12 protein-coding genes and 1 pseudogene are annotated in these 17,333 nt (G+C 73.1%); 4 read left to right on the plus strand and 9 right to left on the minus strand.

Annotation, left to right across the window (positions count from 1 at the left end; genetic code table 11):
- Positions 1-379, plus strand: a pseudogene (locus tag ACKOB8_RS11505) (hypothetical protein); the annotation flags it as partial.
- Here ACKOB8_RS11505 and ACKOB8_RS11510 read toward each other — a convergent pair.
- Positions 361-1,440, minus strand: coding sequence for an acyl-CoA dehydrogenase family protein (locus ACKOB8_RS11510; protein WP_526377345.1), 1,080 nt, complete (start codon positions 1,438-1,440; stop codon positions 361-363). The pseudogene ACKOB8_RS11505 and the gene ACKOB8_RS11510 sit on opposite strands and share 19 nt — an antisense overlap.
- The gene (locus ACKOB8_RS11515) at positions 1,437-2,606 is read right to left on the minus strand and encodes an acyl-CoA dehydrogenase family protein (RefSeq protein ID WP_526377346.1); all 1,170 of its coding nucleotides are present in this window, start codon (positions 2,604-2,606) and stop codon (positions 1,437-1,439) included. Before ACKOB8_RS11515 ends, ACKOB8_RS11510 begins: the two co-directional genes overlap by 4 nt.
- A 34-nt stretch (positions 2,607-2,640) precedes the next feature.
- Between ACKOB8_RS11515 and ACKOB8_RS11520 the strand changes: the two genes are divergently transcribed.
- A complete protein-coding gene (locus ACKOB8_RS11520) occupies positions 2,641-3,099 on the plus strand; it encodes a MaoC family dehydratase (RefSeq protein ID WP_526377347.1) in 459 nt (152 codons plus the stop codon).
- Between the two features lie 4 nt (positions 3,100-3,103).
- Here ACKOB8_RS11520 and ACKOB8_RS11525 read toward each other — a convergent pair whose 3' ends face one another.
- Both ACKOB8_RS11525 and ACKOB8_RS11530 read right to left on the minus strand, forming a co-directional pair.
- Complete coding sequence (locus tag ACKOB8_RS11525; protein ID WP_526377348.1) at positions 3,104-4,576, minus strand: aldehyde dehydrogenase; 1,473 nt, start codon at positions 4,574-4,576, stop codon at positions 3,104-3,106.
- A gap of 5 nt (positions 4,577-4,581) precedes the next feature.
- A complete protein-coding gene (locus tag ACKOB8_RS11530; protein WP_526377349.1) occupies positions 4,582-5,355 on the minus strand; it encodes a class I SAM-dependent methyltransferase in 774 nt (257 codons plus the stop codon).
- A 43-nt stretch (positions 5,356-5,398) separates the two neighbouring features.
- On the opposite strand from ACKOB8_RS11530, the gene ACKOB8_RS11535 reads away from it, so the two are divergent.
- The gene (locus ACKOB8_RS11535) at positions 5,399-6,565 is read left to right on the plus strand and encodes a glycosyltransferase family 4 protein (protein WP_526377350.1); all 1,167 of its coding nucleotides are present in this window, start codon (positions 5,399-5,401) and stop codon (positions 6,563-6,565) included.
- Here the strand turns inward: ACKOB8_RS11535 and ACKOB8_RS11540 are convergent.
- Together ACKOB8_RS11540 and pgfA are read right to left on the minus strand one after the other, a co-directional pair.
- Positions 6,549-8,228, minus strand: a complete 1,680-nt coding sequence (locus tag ACKOB8_RS11540) for an MmpA family trehalose lipid delivery protein (protein WP_526377351.1) — start codon at positions 8,226-8,228, stop codon at positions 6,549-6,551. The two genes, ACKOB8_RS11535 and ACKOB8_RS11540, sit on opposite strands and share 17 nt — an antisense overlap.
- Positions 8,225-9,418: a cell envelope lipid trafficking protein PgfA gene (gene pgfA / locus ACKOB8_RS11545; protein WP_526377352.1), complete on the minus strand. Its 1,194-nt coding sequence runs from the start codon at positions 9,416-9,418 to the stop codon at positions 8,225-8,227. Before pgfA ends, ACKOB8_RS11540 begins: the two co-directional genes overlap by 4 nt.
- 144 nt (positions 9,419-9,562) lie before the next feature.
- On the opposite strand from pgfA, the gene ACKOB8_RS11550 reads away from it, so the two are divergent.
- Complete coding sequence (locus ACKOB8_RS11550; protein ID WP_526377371.1) at positions 9,563-10,687, plus strand: acyltransferase family protein; 1,125 nt, start codon at positions 9,563-9,565, stop codon at positions 10,685-10,687.
- Here ACKOB8_RS11550 and ACKOB8_RS11555 read toward each other — a convergent pair.
- From ACKOB8_RS11555 to ACKOB8_RS11565, 3 genes are read right to left on the minus strand one after another with little or no spacing between them, the layout of a single operon-like run.
- Positions 10,653-12,161 carry an AMP-binding protein gene (locus ACKOB8_RS11555; RefSeq protein ID WP_526377353.1) on the minus strand — a complete coding sequence of 503 codons (1,509 nt, stop codon included), beginning with the start codon at positions 12,159-12,161 and terminating at the stop codon, positions 10,653-10,655. The genes ACKOB8_RS11550 and ACKOB8_RS11555 overlap by 35 nt on opposite strands.
- The gene (locus tag ACKOB8_RS11560) at positions 12,161-13,138 is read right to left on the minus strand and encodes a phosphotriesterase family protein (protein WP_526377354.1); all 978 of its coding nucleotides are present in this window, start codon (positions 13,136-13,138) and stop codon (positions 12,161-12,163) included. The genes ACKOB8_RS11555 and ACKOB8_RS11560 overlap by 1 nt, the downstream gene beginning before the upstream one ends.
- Positions 13,095-17,315: an alpha-(1->3)-arabinofuranosyltransferase domain-containing protein gene (locus tag ACKOB8_RS11565; RefSeq protein WP_526377372.1), complete on the minus strand. Its 4,221-nt coding sequence runs from the start codon at positions 17,313-17,315 to the stop codon at positions 13,095-13,097. Before ACKOB8_RS11565 ends, ACKOB8_RS11560 begins: the two co-directional genes overlap by 44 nt.
- Positions 17,316-17,333: the final 18 nt, after the last annotated feature.

Genomic DNA, 17,333 nt, shown 5'->3' on the forward strand with positions numbered 1-17,333 from the left:
GTTCGGCGGCAGCGGGGGCCGCGGCGGTAACGGGGCGGCCGGGGCGATCGGTCAGGCCGATGGCGCCGCCGGAGCGGGCGGGGACACCGGACTCTTCTCGGTGTGGGGCAGCGAGGGGACCGGTGGTGTCCCCGGCGACACCGAAGGCGATCCTGGCGGCGATCCCGGCGGCGACCTCGTGGGACCGGACGAGGGCGACCTGGAGGGATTGACCGGTCTCGGCGAGGCCGACGCCGGGGCACTGGCCAGGGACAGGGGCTACGTGGTCCGGGTCGTCGCGCGCGACGGCGAGTTCTACCAGGTGACGATGGACTATCGCTACGACCGCATCAACTTCGTGATCGAGAACGGGATCGTCGTTCAGGCCAGCATCGGCTGACCGACGATCACGTCCCACGGGTCGGCGGCGGAGAGCGCCATCCGGCCCAGTCGGCACGCGTAGTGCGCGGTGTCGCCGAACTCGTCCATCCAGCTGCGCGCCCGCATGGTGGCCAGCCACAGCCGGTGCTCGATGGTCGCCCCGATCGCGCCGTGGAGTTGATGCGCCGAGGTGGCCACCCGGGGCACCACCTGACCGAGGGTGACTTTGGCCACCGTGACCGCGTAGTCCGCCTGCGGGCTGGCGAACCCGTGCTCGGTGGCGGCGGCGACCGCCAGTTCGGCTGCGGCCCGGGCCCGTTCGACCTCTCCGGCCATCGTCGCCAGGGTGTGCTGGACGGACTGGAACGCACTCAGCGGCCGGCCGAACTGCTCGCGTTCGCGGGTGTGCGCCACCGAGAACTCGACCGCCGCGTCCAGGGCGCCGACCGCCTGCATGCACCGCGCCCACGCGCCGCGTCGGATCAGTTCGACGGTGCGGCCCTCGACATCGGTGAAATCCGCCACCGCCCGGTCGACGGTGACGCTGTCGCGGGGCTCTCCACCGCCGTTATGGCCGGGCTGGATCGACAGTTCGGCGGGATCGGCGACGGCCACCCGCAACAGTTCCCCGTCGCGCACCGCCAGCACCACGGCATCGGCGACTCCCGCGTAGGGCACGGCGGTCAGGGTGGCTGTGAGGCGTCCGCCGGCGGGGGAGGCCTCGCCCAGGGCCAGCGTCACCGGACCGGACTCCGGCACCGCGAGGCCGGCCTGCGCCGCCAGCCAGCAGCCCAGCAGGTCGGTCTCGGCCAACGGCACCGTCACCGCGTGGCGGGCCAGGCAGCGCAGGATCAGCGCGACTTCGGTGGGGCCGCCGCCGGATTCGGCCGTGCTGTCCAGACGGGTCAGACCGGACTCCTCAAGATTGCACCAGGCATCGCGGTCGAAGGCGTCGGGAAGCGAGCGGTGCCCGATCCGGGCGTCGAAGGAGCGCGCACCGATGTCACCCACCAGCGCCCGCAGGTCGCCCAGATCGTCGTCGGGAGCGGTGAAGACGCCGCCGCGCAACGCGGTGCTCACCGCAGCCCCATGCCCCTGGCCACCATGCCGCGCAGCACCTCGTTGGTGCCGCCGCGCAACGTGAACAGCGGCGCGTGCAGCCGCGCCACCTCCACCAGTGCCGCCACCTCCGCCCGGTCCTCGCCGGCGCGAGCGAAGCTCAGCAGCGCGGCGGCGAGTTCGACCGACTCCTGCTCGAAGCGGGTGCCCAGGTCCTTGACCAGAGCCGCCTCGTTGACCGGGGCGTGCCCGTCGGCGAGCGCCCGCGCGACCGACACCGACAGCTGGCGCAGCGAAATCAGTTGCGCGAGAATCTCTCCCACCGCCGCCGCGGTGTGATCGGCCACATCATCCTGGGCGGCCAGGAGTCGCACCAGTGCGGTGAGCAGCGGCGCGGTGCTCAGGATCCGCTCGGGCCCGCTGCGCTCGACCGACAACTCGGTGGTCACCTGCCGCCATCCGTCGCCGATCTCGCCGAGCACGTTGTCGTCGTCGATGAACACCTCGTCGAAGTGGACCTCGTTGAAGTGGTGTTCCCCCGACATCAGCACGATCGGGCTGATGTCGATCCCCGGCGAGTCGGTCGGCACGATGAACTGGCTGAACCCGGCGTGCCGGTGTGCGGCATCCGGCGCGCCGGTGCGGGCCAGCACCACGATCTGGTGCGCCAGGTGCGCGCCGCTGGTCCACACCTTGGTGCCGGACAGCACCCAGCCGCCGTCGGTGCGGGTGGCCCGCGCGGCGGCGGCCGCCAGGTCCGATCCGGCCTGCGGCTCGCTCATCCCGATCGCCGAGAAGTACCGGCCCGCGGCGATCTCCGGCAGCAGCCGGCGGCGCTGTTCCTCGGTGCCGTAGGACAGCAGGCCCGGACCCACCTGCCGGTCGGCGATCCAGTGCGCGGCCACCGGCGCCCCGCAGGCCAGCAACTCCTCGGTGACCACGTAGCGGTGCAGGTGGCCCAGCCCGCGCCCGCCGTACTCGGGCGGGATGGTCAGGCCGAGGAACCCGGCCGCACCCAACCGGGCGCTGAACGCCTCGTCCCAACTGGACAGCCACGCATCAGCCTTCGGCTGCCAGCCGAACTCCGCGCGATCGGCGACCAGGAACTCCCGAAGCTCCCCGCGCAGTTTCGCCAACTCCGCGTCGTTGGCGCACAGCGCGGCGAAGTCGTCCTGCTGCGGGTGCATGATGGGGATCATATTCCGCTGACGGGAGCCGAACATGAAGGTGATCAACTCCATCGACGAAGCCCAGGCGCTGCTCGGCACCGAACTCGGCGTGAGCGACTGGATGACGATCGACCAGCAGCGGGTCAACGATTTCGCCGAGGTCACCGGCGACCGCCAGTGGATCCACATCGACGTCGAGCGGGCCAAGGCCGAGAGTCCCTACCGGACCCCGATCGCGCACGGGTTCCTGACCCTCTCGCTCATCCCCGCGTTGAGCAAGGACAACTTCAGGTTCGGCAACGCGAAGATGGCGATCAACTACGGACTGAACAAGGTGCGCTTCCTGGCGGCGGTCCCGGTGGGGGCGCGCATCCGGGTGCGCTCGGAGCTGGCCGACGTCACCGCGGTCGATGCCGGCACCGTCAACCTGACCGTGCGCCACACCGTCGAGATCGAGGGCGCCGACAAGCCCGCCGCGGTCGCGGAGATGATCGCGCGGGTGCTGTTCTGAGCCCTCAGCTCGCCGGGGTGTAGCCGAACGGCAGCAGCACGCTCTTGTGCAGCACGTACTCCTCGATGCCCTCCAGCCCGTTCTCCCGGCCGATGCCGGAGTTCTTGAAACCGCCGAACGGCGCGCCCGGGTCGAACGCGTACATGTTCACCGCGTAGGTCCCGGTGCGGATCTTCGAGGCGATCTCGACGGCCTTGTCGTAGTCGGTGGTCCACACGCTGCCGGCCAGGCCGTACTCCGAATCGTTGGCGATGCGGACCGCGTCCTCCTCGGTGTCGTAGGGGATGATCGAGAGCACCGGCCCGAAGATCTCCTCCTGCGCGATCGTCATGGCGTTGTCGACGTCGGCGAACACCGTCGGCTGCACGTAGTAACCCGAATCCAGGCCCTCCGGCCGCCCGCCGCCGGTGACCAGCCGGGCACCCTCCTCGACGCCCTTGGCGATGTAGCCCTCGACGCGCTTGCGCTGCGTCTCGCTGATCAGCGGTCCGATCATCGCGCCCGGGTCGTCGGGCAGGCCGACCGGCATCCCCGCCGCCGCGGCGGACACCTTGGCCACCACCTCGTCGTAGCGCGACCGCGGTGCCAGGATCCGGGTCTGGCCCACGCAGGCCTGCCCGCTGTTCATCAGCCCGGAGAAGATCAGCATCGGCAGGGTGGCGTCGAGATCGGCGTCGGCGAGGATGATCGCCGCCGACTTGCCACCGAGTTCCAGCGTGCACGGCTTGAGATGTTCGGCGGCGCGCATGCCGATCTCGCGGCCCACCGAGGAGCTGCCGGTGAAGGTGAGCTTGTCGATGTCGGGGTTGGCGGTCAGCGCCCGGCCGGTCTCCGGGCCGCCGGGCACGACCGACAGCACACCCTCGGGCAGGCCCGCCTCGGCGAACACCTCCGCCAGCGCGTTGGCGCACAGCGGGGTCTCGGAAGCCGGCTTGAGCACCACGGTGCATCCGGCCAGCAGCGCGGGCCCCAGTTTGTTGCACGCCAGGAACAGCGGCACGTTCCAGGCCACCACCGCGCCGACGACACCGACCGGCTCGCGCACCACCAGGGTCTGGCCGTAGATGCCGTCGCGGATGTCGCGCCAGGTGAACTTGTCCGCCGCACTGGCGTAGAACTGCAGCCCGGACACCGAGGCGCCGTACTGCATCATGTCGATGATCGTCGGCGGCTGGCCGGTCTCGCTCCTGAGCAGGAACTTGAACAGGTCGGCGCGGTCCTCGATCAGTTTGACCGCGTTGGCGATGACGGCCTGCCGTTCCTGCGGGGTCATCCGCGGCCACGGGCCGGAGTCGAAGGCGGCGCGGGCCGCCGCGCACGCCTCGTCCACGTCGGCGGTGACCGCCAGCGGAACCCGGCCGACGTATTCGCCGGTGGCCGGTGAGTGCACCTCGATGACCTCGGAGGTCGACGGTTCGACCCACCGGCCGCCGATGAAGAGCTTGTCGTACTCGGTCTTGTAGGCCGTCTGTGTCATGGCTGTCACACTACCGACGGCGAGAGCACCAGGACCAGATTGCTCACCAGGAACTCGCGCACCCCGGGTACCGACGTCAGCCACCACGCCCACCGGGGGTGGTAGCGGGGGAACGCCGCGACCAGGGTTCCGGTGCCCGCCGCCCACCGCAGGCCCTCGGCCGCCGACACCGCGAACAGCGACGACCCGTAGTCGTTCTTCGGCCGGTGGCCGTGGCGGCGGGTGTAGCGGTCGGCCGCGCGGGCGCCGCCGAGGTAGTGCCACAGCCCGGTCTCGTGGCCGCCGAACGGGCCCAGCCACACGGTGTAGGACAGGATCGCCAGCCCGCCCGGCCGGGTCACCCGCAGCATCTCCGCGCCCAGCTGCCAGGGCTGCGCGACGTGCTCGGCGACATTGGAGGACAGGCACACCTCGACGCTGTGGTCGGCGAACGGCAGCGCCAGTCCCGAGCCGCGCACGAAGCTCCCCGGCCCGTGCGCCACGGTCCGGCCGGCGGCGTGCATCTCCGTCGGGTCGGGTTCGACGCCGACGTAGCGCCAGCCGGCATCGGCGAACGCCGCCGCGAAATAGCCGGGCCCCCCGCCGATGTCGAGCACGGTCAGCCCACGCACGTCGCCGGGATGTCGCGCCCGCCACAGGTCGGTGACCAGCGCGGCGGTGTCGGTGGCCAGCGCGCCGTAGAACCGGGCCGGGTCGGATTGTTCGAACCGGAACGCGGCCAGCAGCCGCGCCGAGCGGCCCAGCGTCGCCCGTCGCGCGAACAGGTCGGTGGCGGACACCGTGTCCACTGTAAGAGTCCGGCCGCACGATAGGGTTGCCCGAATGTCTGGTCCGTCCGCGCCGGTGCGCTCGGTGTTGCTGCTGTGCTGGCGCGACACCGGGCACCCCCAGGGCGGTGGCAGCGAAACCTATCTGCAGCGCATCGGGTCCCAGCTGGCCGCGGCCGGTCTGCGGGTCACCCTGCGCACCGCGCGCTATCCGGGGTCCGCGCGCCGTGAGGTGGTCGACGGCGTCGAGGTCAGCCGCGGCGGGGGCCGGCACACCGTCTACCTCCGCGCCGGGCTGGCGATGGTGGCCGCCCGGTTCGGCCTGGGACCGCTGCGGCGGGCACGCCCGGACGTGGTCATCGACGCCCAGAACGGGGTGCCGTTCCTGGCGCGGCTGGCCTACGGGCGCCGCGTCGTGGTGCTGGTGCACCACTGCCACCGCGAGCAGTGGCCGGTGGCCGGCCGGCTGCTCGGCCGGTTCGGCTGGTTCATCGAGTCACGGTTGTCCCCGCGGCTGCACCGTCACAACCAGTACGTGACGGTCTCGCTGCCCTCGGTCCGTGATCTCGCCGACCTCGGGGTGGACGGCAGTCGGGTCGCCGTCGTGCGCAACGGACTCGACGACGCGCCGCCCGCCACGCTGTCCGCCGCCCGCTCGGCCACCCCGCGGGTGCTGGTGCTCTCCCGGCTGGTCCCGCACAAGCACATCGAGGACGCCCTGGAGGCGGTCGCCGTGCTGCGCCAGCGGGTGGCGGGCCTGCACGTGGACATCGTCGGCGGCGGCTGGTGGCTCGAGCGCCTGGTGCAGCATGCGGCGCAACTGCACATCTCCGACGCGGTGACGTTCCACGGCCACGTCGACGACACCACCAAACACGCTGTGGCGCAACGCTGCTGGGTGCATGTGCTGCCCTCGCGCAAGGAGGGCTGGGGGCTGTCGGTGATCGAGGCCGGTATGCACGGCCTGCCGACGATCGGCTACCGGTCCTCCGGCGGCCTCAACGACTCAGTCGTCGACGGCGTCACCGGGATCCTGGTCGAGGACCGCGCCGAACTGACCGACCGCCTCGAGCAACTGCTGGGCGACCCGGTGCTGCGCGCCGAACTCGGCGCCAAGGCCGCCGCGCGCAGCCGCGAGTTCTCCTGGCCGCAGAGCGCCGCCGCGATGCGCGCCGTGCTGGAGTCGGTGCACGCCGGCTCCCGGGTCAGCGGCGTCGTCTAGCGAGCAGCCCGGCCGCGCCGAGAGCGCCGGCGGACCCCAGCAGCAGTCCCGCCCACACCAGATGCGCCAGCAGCACCGCCGTCCGCTGCGGCGGCGTGGGGTCGGCCCGGGGATCGGGGACCCGGTAGAGCGCCAGGTCGCCGTCGCGGTAGACCTGCGGCAGCCGGGTCAGTTGTTCGCCACCCTCGGCGACCACCCAGCCGACCCCGGCGGCAGCCAGTGCGGCCGGGTCGGCGCCGTCGATCAGCAGCTGCTGGATCCGGCGGGCCCGGGTGCCCTCGCCCGCCACGGTGCGCCCCGCGACCACCAGGTCGCCGGTGGACAGCACGTCGGCCCGCAGCCAGCGGGGCAGCGGGTCGAGCACCGGCGCCGGCCCGGCCCACGCGAAGCGGCGGACGATGTCCGGCGGCAGCACCGCGACGGTGTGCGGGTCGGCGTTGACGGCCGCGGCGACCGCGCTCCAGCCCGGCGGGTAGTGCACCGGGCGCAGCTTCCCGCCGACGCCCCAGGCGAGGTCGGGCAGCACGGCGATCACCGCCGCGCAGAGCAGCGCGGCCGCGACCGGCGGGCGCAGCCGGGCGCGCAGCGTCACCAGCGCGCCGGCCCCGGCCAGCGCGTAGCCGGGCATCGCGGCGGCGACCCATTTCTGGCCGTCGCGCAGCACCGCCAGCCCGGGCACGGCGTCGACGGCGCGGGCCAGCAGGGCCAGTCCGGGTTCGGTTGCCAGCGCGGCGGGCAGCAGGACGCTCGCCGCGGCCAGCGCCAGGAACGGCACCGCCGCCGGGCGCCGAATCAGCGCCGGCACCCCGAGGCCGACGACGGCCAGCACCACCAGCGTGGCGGGCAGCGCGAACAGGGTGGTCCGCGACAGCGGCACCGCGTCGGCGTTCCAGATCCCGCCGAGACCGGCCAGGCTGCCCAGCACGCCCAGGCCCGGCTCGGCCCGCGCCGCGAACGCGGCCAGCCCGTCGCCGGACTGCGGCGAGTCCAGCGCGGCACCGAGCAGCGCGGCGCTCAGCCACGGCAGCGCGGCCAGCGCCGCGAGGCCCAGCGTCCCTGCCGCGCACCGCGCCCGGGGCAGGCCCGGGCCGGGCACCGCGACGGCGCTCAGCGCGACGATCGCCGCCAGGATCAGCCCGGTGGGTGTCAGCCCGGCCAGCGCGATCCAGAACGCCAGCGCCGCCCACGCCCGCCACCGGGGCCGCGCGGTCGGCTCGGTGCGCATCCGCACCACGACCGCGGCCACCCACGGCAGGCAGCCGTAGCCCAGCAGCAGGCTCCAGTGGCCCTGCAGCAACCGCTCCGCGACGAAGGGGTTCCACACCCCCAGCGTGCAGGCCAGCAGCTGGCCGGGCAGCCCGCCCTGCGGCAGCACCAGCCCGGCGAGTCGCCCCGCACCCCAGCCGGCCAGCAGCAGTCCGGCGATCAGCAGCGTCTTGACCACCACGCCGCCGTCGACCAGCGCTGAGAGCGCGGCCACCGCGAAGTCCTGGGGTACCGCGCGCGGCGCGGCTTCGGCGACGCCGAGCGCGGCGTCGGTCAGATACGACCGCGGGGTGGAGACGGCGTCGCGCACCACCAGGTAGCCGGGCGCCGTCAGCGGCGCGGTCACCGCGATCGTCAGCGCAGCGGCGTAGGCCGGCAGCACCCCCCGAGGCGTCACCGGCCGGGAGGCGGTGGCTCCGGTCGCCGGGTGGGGATCTTCTCCGTCACCGCCTGCGCGGCGGGCATCGGGCCGGTCTCGTCCTTGCCGAACAGTCCCAACTCGATGTCGTCCTGGCCCTGCTCGCCGAGCACCGTCTCGACGCGGGTGCTGAACAACCCGAGCAGGGTCCCGCCGACCAGGGCGACCACCCCGGCGGCGGCAAGACTGATCGGCAGGATGCGCGACCACAGCGCCAGCCGGTCGCGTTCGTCGCGGGCCGCCGCGACCTGGGACTCGACGGTCTGCTCGGTGGAGGTCACGGTGTAGTCGGCCACCGCGACCTCGGGCGTGAGCGGATCCCGCGCGTAGTAGTGGTTGGCGCGCTCCTTGACCCGAACGATGGTGCCCGACACCGGATCCACCCAGAAGGTGCGCTGCGCGGCGTAGAAGCGGGTCATCGTGATGGATTCCTCGGGGTCGCCCTCGACGCCCCACAGCGACGCCGGCGCGGTGACCTCGCCGTCCTCGTTCTTGTCGTAGAGCGAGGCGTACTTGATCGGCTCGACGAGCTTGCCGTCGGCGTCGTAGCCGACGTTCTGGGTGAAGCGGTAGGTGGTCAGTCCGTTGACGTCGTCTTCGCCGTCGTAGTTGGCCTCGAAGGCCTTCTGCGCGATCGGATCGAAGTACGGGTAGGACTTCTTCTCGGTGTAGTAGGGGAACCGGTAGGACAGGCCCTCGTGCGGTAGCGCGATGCTGGTGGCCGGTTTGTCGTCGGTGATGGTCCGCGGCCGCTGCAGCGACCCGCTGGGGCGGTCGGCGTCCGACACCGCCTCGGCGGTGCGCCGGTCGAGGGTCACGGTGTCGACCATCGCCAGCAGCAGTCCGTTGTCCTGCTGCTTGTCGCTGCGCCGGACGCTGGTGCCGACCTGGAAGGTCACCACCTCGGCGTTGGCGGGGGTCTCGACCGTCATCGCCTGCTGGGAGACCATTGGGACGTCGGGGTCCACCACGTACTTCTCGCCCAGCAGCGAGGCGGGGTCGAGGGCCGCTCCGCTGCCGGTGCTGGACAGCGTCTGGTCGATGTCGAGCGGGATCTTGGCGATCTTGCCGGAGGTGTAGGTGGACAGCAGCAGCGCGGCGATGAGCAGCGCGGCTCCCAGGCCCAGGATGCCGCATGCCGCGAGACGCAACGTGCTTGCGCGGTTCACGCTGCCCGGGCCTCCTTCCGCTCGCCGGTAAGCCGGTCTGACCCTAACAGCACAGGCTGGGGCACACTGGCTGCTGTGTCCGGCGCGCAACCCAGGCCAGAACCGGTCGGCGGGACCCGCGGCTTCCTGCCCGCCGTCGAAGGCATGCGCGCCTGCGCGGCGATGGGGGTGGTGCTGACCCACGTCGCGTTCCAGACCGGAATCTCGGGCGGGGTGCACGGCCGGCTGCTGCACCGGTTCGATCTGGCGGTGGCGGTGTTCTTCGCGCTGTCCGGGTTCCTGCTGTGGCGCGGTCACGCCGCCGCCGCCCGCGGGCTGCGGCACCGCCCGCCGACCGGGCACTACCTGCGCTCGCGGCTGGTTCGCATCATGCCGGGCTACCTGGTGGCTGTGGTGGTGATCCTCACCCTGCTGCCCGAGGCCAACCGCGCCAGCCTGACGGTGTGGCTGGCCAACCTCACCCTGACCCAGGTGTACGTGCCGCTGACCCTGACCGCCGGGCTGACCCAGATGTGGAGCCTGTCGGTGGAGGTCAGCTTTTATCTGGCGCTGCCGATCCTGGCCCTCGCGGCCTCCCGGCTGCCGGTGCGCGCGCGGGTCCCGGCGATCGCCGCGGTGGCGGTGGCCAGCCTCGGCTGGGGGCTGCTGCCGATCCACACCGCGGAGGGGGTGAACTTCCTGAACTGGCCGCCGGCCTACGCGTCCTGGTTCGCCGCCGGGATGCTGCTGGCGGAGTGGACCGTCAGCCCGCTGGGCTGGGCGCACCGGCTGGCGCGCAACCGGTGGGCGGTGGCCGCCGTCGCGGTGGTCGCCTACCTGATCTCGGCCTCGCCGCTGGCCGGGCCCGACAATCTGGTGCCCGCGACGCTGAGCCAGTTCGTGGTGCGCACCGCGATGGGCGCGATCGTCGCCTGGGCGCTGCTGGCCCCGCTGGTGCTCGACCGTCCCGGCACCGAGCACCGCATTTTGGGCAGCCCGCTGATGGTGACGCTGGGCCGGTGGTCCTACGGGCTGTTCGTCTGGCACCTGGCCGCGCTGGTGATGGTGTTCCCGATGGTGGGCACGTTCATGTTCAACGGCGACCTGCCGGTGGTGCTCGTCCTGACCCTGGTGCTGGGCTACGCGATGGCCGCGGTCAGCTACGCGCTGATCGAGTCGCCGTGCCGCAACGCGTTGCGGCGCTGGGAGTACCGGCGGGGTTCCGGGCATCCCGTCCCGCCGCTGGACAGCTCGGTCACCGACGCGCCGGAGCCTGCGGTGGCCCGCTGAGCCGCGCGATGACCTCGTCGCGGACCGCGCTGCGCCGCGCCTTGCCGGCGTCGTCGCGCAGCGGGGTGTCGACGAACTCCACGCTGCGCGGCACCTTGTACTGCGCCAGCCGCTCGGCCACGAACGCCTGCACGCCGGCCTGGTCGAGGCCCTCGGCCTGGACCAGCGCGTGCGGCACCTGGCCGAGGTCCTCGTGCGGAACCCCGACGACCAGGCAGCTCAGCACGGCGGGATGCTCGGCGAGGGTGTTCTCGATCTCTGCCGGGTAGACGTTGCGGCCGCCCACCGTGAACATGTCGACGCGGCGGTCGGCGAGATAGAGGTAGCCGTCGGCGTCGAACCAGCCCAGGTCGCCGAGTGAGTCCCAGGCGCCCAGCGCGTCGGGGCGTTGTTTGGCGGTGCTGCCGATGTAGCGGTAGGTGGGACTGGACCCGGGGCGCGGCCGCAGGTAGACCTCCCCGACCACGCCGGGCGGACATTCGTTGCCGTCGTCGTCGAGCACTGTCATCTCGCCGGAGACCACCCGGCCCACCGAGCCGCGCCGCTGGAGCCACTCGGTGCCGCTGATGAACGTCAGCGCCTGAAGTTCGGTGCCGCCGTAGAGTTCCCACACCGTCTCCGGGCCGAGGATCTCGATCCAGGCCTCCTTGACCGACGGCGGGCAGGGCGCGGCCAGATGCCACAGCCGGCGCAGCGAGGACAGGTCGTAGTCACCGGCGCGGTAAACCGGCAGCAGCCGCTGCAGGATGGTCGGCACGCAGGCCAGGTAGTTCACCCGGTGCTCACCGATCAGCCGCAGGAACTCATGCGCGTCGAAGCGGGGCATCAGCACCAGGTGCTGGCCGGTCAGCAGGGCGATGCTGGCGGAGGTGAACCCGGTGTTGTGGCTCAGCGGCACCGGCACCAGGTGGGTGTCGGTGGGCAGGTTGCCCATCATCTCCGCGACCAGTCCGCCGTCGTAGCGGCCGTCGACGCCGGCCTCGATCAGTTTCGGTCGCCCGGTGCTGCCGCCGGAGGCCATCGACTTGACCGACGGCGAGACCGCCGGCGGCAGCGGCGCATCCGACACCTGCGGCCCCGGCGTGAAGTCCCCGGGCACCGAGGCGACGATGCCGCGCGGGTCGGGCCGGCCGACCAGCAGCGCGCGCGGCCGAAGATCGAGCAGACCGGCGTACTCGGCGTCGGGCAGCCGCGCCGACAGCGGCTGGGGCACCGCGCCCAGCTTCCAGACCGCGATCGTGGCGGCCACCCACTCGATCGAGTTGGGCAGCGCGATGGTGACGTAATCTCCCTGTCGCACACCGAGTTCGGCGTAGGCGCGGGCCAGACGATTGGTGGTCGACTCCAGTTCGGCGCGGGTCAGTGTGCGGCCGTCGCAGGTCAGCGCGGGCCGGTCCGGATCCTCGGCGGCGAGCTGGCCGAGCCGGGTGCCGATCGGCGGGATGTCGGCGCGAGGGGGAACCCGGCCCCGCATCAGTAGGCGCCCTGCACCGAGAAGATGTTGCGCGGATTGTCGACCAGCATCGTGGTGATCTGCTCCTCGGTGACACCGCGCTCGCGCAGCGCCGGCAGCACGTCGTTGTGGATGTGAAGGTAGTGCCAGTTGGGCAACACCACCGGCAGCGCGGCCTCCGGCAGCCAGTCGATGTAGCAGGACGCGTCGTGGGCGAGGACCAGTTTGGACGCGTGACCGCGTTCGCACATCCTGGCCACCGTGTCGACGCGCTCGGCAAAGCTCAGGATGTTGTCCAGACCGAACCGGTCCATGCCCAGGTACGAGCCGGCCGCCACCAGTTCCTCCAGGTAGTCCAGGTCGGTGGTGTCCCCGCTGTGCCCGATGATCACCCGGCTCAGGTCGACGCCCTCCTCGGCGAACACCCGCTGCTGCTCCAGGCCGCGCCGGCTGTGCGCGTGGGTGTGGGTGGTGATCGGCACCCCGGTGGCGCGGTGGGCCTGGGCGACCGCGCGCAGCACCCGCTCGACGCCGGGGGTCAGCCCGGGTTCGTCGGTCGCGCACTTGAGGATGGCCGCGCGCACCCCGGTGTCGGCGATGCCCTCGGTGATGTCGCGGACGAACATCTCCACCATCGGCTCCGGCCCGTTGAGCGCGGTGCCCGGTCCGGAGAAGTGGAAGTACATCGGTACGTCGTTGTAGGTGTAGACGCCGGTGGCCACGACGATCTTCAGCTCGGTGCGGGCCGCGATCCGGGCGATGCGCGGAATGTAGCGCCCCAGCCCGATCACCGTCGGGTCCACGATGCTGTCCACGCCCGCGGCCTTGAGGGCGTTGAGCTTGTCGACCGCGCTCTGCTCGCGGGCGTCGTCCTCGCCCCAGCCCTCCGGGTAGTTGTCCATGATCTCGGGGGACAGCACGAAGACGTGTTCGTGCATGAGCGTGACGCCCAGATCAGTCGTCGCGATCGGGCCGCGTACCGTCTCGACTTCGGCCATCGCGGTCAACCTTACGCGGAAGCGCGGCCAGCACGGCCACGGCGATCAACGCCGGAAGCTGCACCCAGGGTGAGTGGCCGAGGTAGCCGTCGACCGAGCGCCACGGGTAGCGCGACAGCAGGGCCCCGGCGAGGATCAGCGCGCCCGGCACCACCGTGAGGATCAGCCGGTCGGGTGCTCGCAGCCGGGACGCGAGCGCCAGCGCGCCGCCGAACACGACCGCCCCGACCGCCCCGGAGATCAGTGCGCCCACCACCAGCAGCCCGGCCGCGGCCGCCAGCCGCGGCGCCCACGGCCGCGGCGGCGGACCCGGCGGCGCCCGCCGGCCGCCCACCGCGGCGAGCAGGGCCAGCACCGGAAGCAGTGCCAGGCCCGCGAAGATCCCGGTGCGGTAGGCGGCGTTGGCGAGAAAGCTCAGCGTGATCTCGCCCGGCGCGCCGGCGGGCACCACCCAGCCCTGCTGCCAGCCGTTGACCGCGACCGCCGTCAGCGTCGCACCGTCGGGGGTGCGCGCGACCCAGCCGGGGTTGACGCTCTCGGGAATCACCAGTACCCGCGCGCGGGCCGACCTGCCGACGCTGAGCCCCCTGCGGTCCGGCGTCCAGTCGGTGATCGCAGCGGGAGTGGTTGTCGCCGTGCGTAATTTGGCCGCGAGCGGACCGCCGAGGTCGATGCCGTCGGCGATGAAGGCCGGGCCCGGACTGATCAGCAGCTCCTGGTCTCCGGCCGGCAGCGCGATCGGGGTGGCGTCGCAGGGCCGCGCCACCAGCGGCGTGGCGTCGAGCAGGTCGGCCACCGTGGCGGTGACCGAGGTCTGCACGAAGCGCCCGGACACCGCGACCACCGGTCCCTGCCCGCAGCCGATCTCAAGGATGCGGGAGCGATTGGCGGCCGCGTCGGCGGGGGCGATCGGCGCACCGTCGGCGCCCAGTGCGCTGAGCTCGGCCAGCCCCGGAGGCTTGAGCTGATCGAAACCCAACGCGGTCCGGTCGATGACGTCCACCCAGTCCAGCAGGCTGATCCGGACGGTGTCGGTCACCCGCGGACGCAGCGCGACCGTCTGGGCCCCGGTGTTCTCGCCGTCCTCCAGCCGGCGCACCTGCGGTCCGTCACCGAGGTCGATGGCGACCAGCCGCGGGTGGGCCGGCAGTGCCGAAGCACTCGGCGTCAGCCGCAGCGCCGTCACCGCGGCCGCACGGGGCAGCCGCAGCGTCAGCGTGGGTGCCGAGCGGTGCTGGACCACGCCCTGCGGTGCGGTCCACGCGGTGCGCGGATCGCCGTCGGCCGCGGCGTACGCCGAGCCCTCGACGTCGATCAGGTCGGCATCCCCGGACGCGGTGGTGGTGCCGGGCTGGGTGATCAGTTCGGCCAGCCGCGGACCCTGCCGGGCGCGCACCCACACCGTGGGGTCGACCTCGATCGGCGCGGGCACCCCCAGCGTGCGGCTCAGGGTCACCGGTTCCTCGGGCGCCAGCGCCATCGAGGCCGCGCAGTGCACGCCGTCGGGGGAGTCCGCGCAGCCGGTGCGGCCCAACAGTTCCGAACCCAGATCCCAGCCGGTCACCGCCGAGCCGGCCGGCGGGGCGGGGACGACCACGGTGTGGCGCAGGTCGACCGGGCGGGCGAATCCCGACGCGTCGTACTGCGTCACCGCGAGGTCGGTGATGCCGAACTGCACCCCCGAGGATCCGTCGTCGGTGCCGACCGCGGTGATCCGCAGCCACGGGGTCTCGCCGACCGGCAGCGCCACCGTCAGCGGCACGCCCGGTTGGTCGAAACCGAGCGTGGAGGTGCCGTTGCTGGTGGACACCTGCAGGCGGCGCACCTGGGCGCCGACCGCGGTCGCGCTCGGGGTGAGCGTGAGCACCGCGTTGGTGACCGGCCGGGCGAAGTCGATCTGCAGCCACTGGCCGATCGCCGGCTGCAGTGAGTTGGACACCCATGCGGTGGTCGGGTCGGAGTCGACGGCGGCCACCGGGCTGCTCGCCGGGGACACGTTGGGCAGCGCGGTGGCGTCCGACGACGAGCTCGACGCGCTCAGCCGTCCGCCCGACCAACGGCCCTGCGCCAGCGGCGCCCCCGGCACCGGGTAGTCCGCGACCCGGTTGAGGGTGTTGCGCCGGTCGCCGGGCGCCCGGACCGCGGAGGAGTGGTCGTCGACCCGGCCGTAGTCGGTCTCCCGGTCCACCGGGGTGTCGGTCACGATCACTCCCCGCCCCGGGGGTGTGGGCAGTCCGGCCCGGCGCGCGTCGGAGGTCAGCAGGACCGGGCCCAGCGGGGGCAGGCCGAGCAGCCTTCGGCGTTCGGCGATGCGCAGCAGCGACTCCGGCCCGCCGGCGACGCGGGCCAGGTCCGTGGCGTCGGCCAGGTACGGCGCGCCGGGGTCCCCGGGGATGTCGACGCGGTAGATCTGGACCGCCGGAAAGCGCGGGCGCAGCCCGCTGTCGGTGATGAACCCCTCGACGGCGCCCGGTCCGACCGGTTCGCCGAACTCGGCCACCTTGCGCAGCCCGGGGGAACCGTCGACGGCCCGGTGCACCAGAAGCGGGCGGGCCGACCGGGAGGTGTCGGGGTCGAGGTCGTTGCGCACCACGACGTAGGAGATGCCCTGCCGGTGCAGGGTCTCGGCCAGGCCCGCCGACGGCCGGCCCGCCGCCAGCAGTCGCTGCACCGAGTCCAGCGCCCGGATGGTCTGCGGCGGGTTCAGCGGGATGGAGTCCCGCACGCCCCACGCCGAGCGCCCGAGCACCTGCAGCGGCTCGTCGCGGGTGTTTCCCCAGAGCTGGATCGCGAACGGTGCGCCGGGCGCCACCAGCACCCGGCCGCCGGGTCCGGCGTCCGGCCGGTCCTGCTCGGTCAGCCAGTCGGCGGCCTGCTGCCAGTAGTCGGGGATCGCGCGGAACGCCCCCGGCGGGGTGAGCCGCCCGGTCCAGGCCAGCGAGGTGGCCACGGCCAGCGCGGTCAGCACCACGATGCCCACCGCCATCCGGCGATCCCGCTCGGGGTGGGCCAGCGCGCGCAGCCACACCGGCCGCGGTGCGCTGCCGGGCATCGGGATCCGGCCCAGCAGGTGCGCCAGCCCCAGCGCCACCGGAATGCGGATCAGCGGCTCCAGCTTCTGCACGTTGCGCAGCGGCGCACCGGCCGCGTCGAGGAACGCCTGCACGTACGGCGCCAGCGGCGAGCCCAGACCGCCGCCGTAGCCGACCGTCAGCAGCACCAGCCCCGCCAGCAGCATGACCACCAGCCGGCCCCGGGCCGGCATCGACCGCAGCGCGAGTCCGGCCAGGCCGCCCGCGGCGACCAGGGTGGTGGCCAGTACCGCCACCGGCTGGGTGACCAGCGACGCCGCCGCGGTGGCGTCGGGCGCGACGAACGGGGTCCAGCTCGAGGTGCCCCGCAGCACCTCGATGAGCGAGTTCCACCCCGTGGTCACCCCGGCGGACTCGATGAAGTCCAGGAACGGCGGGCTGATCCGGCCGAGCTGGATCAGCGCCGGCGCCCACCACGCCACGGCCAGCGCCGACGCCAGCGCCCACCACCCGGCGAAACGCCGCCACACCGGGTTGGGCCGGTGACAGACCAGCCACAGCACCGCCGGCAGGCAGGCGGTCAGGCTGGCCACGGCGTTGACCGCCCCCATCAGGGCCAGTGCCGCACCCGAACGCGCGGCGAGGACCCGCAGCGATCGCCGCGGATCGGGCCCGAGTGCCTCGATCACCGGCAGCAGCACCCACGGCGCCAGCATCATCGCCCAGGTTTCCGAGGAGATCGACCCGAGGGTGGTCAGCACCCGCGGGGACAGCGCGAACGCGGCCGCGCCGACCATCCGGGAGCTGCGGGTGCCCACGCCCAGCGCCTCGGCCACCCGCACCATCCCCCAGCAGCCGACGGTCAGCAGCAGCGCCCACCACAGCCGCTGGGTCACCCATCCGGGCAGGCCGAGCTGATCGCCCGCCAGGAAGAAGGCGCCGTGCGGGAAGAGGTAGCCGTAGGCCTGGTTCTGCGCCTGCCCGAACGGCAGGTCGCTGTTCCATAGATTCGCCGCCCGCGCCAGGTAGCTGGCGGGGTTGGCGGTCTGGTCGAGGGTGGGGTCGGGGGCGGTCAGCGCGGGCGCCTGCTCGAAACACCGCGCGCGCGCGGCCGCGGCGACGCCGGCGAGCCAGCGGCGGGACAGCGGCGCGGTGCGCGGAGT

The sequence above is a fragment of the Mycobacterium sp. genome (assembly GCF_046091765.1).
GTDB lineage: Bacteria > Actinomycetota > Actinomycetes > Mycobacteriales > Mycobacteriaceae > Mycobacterium.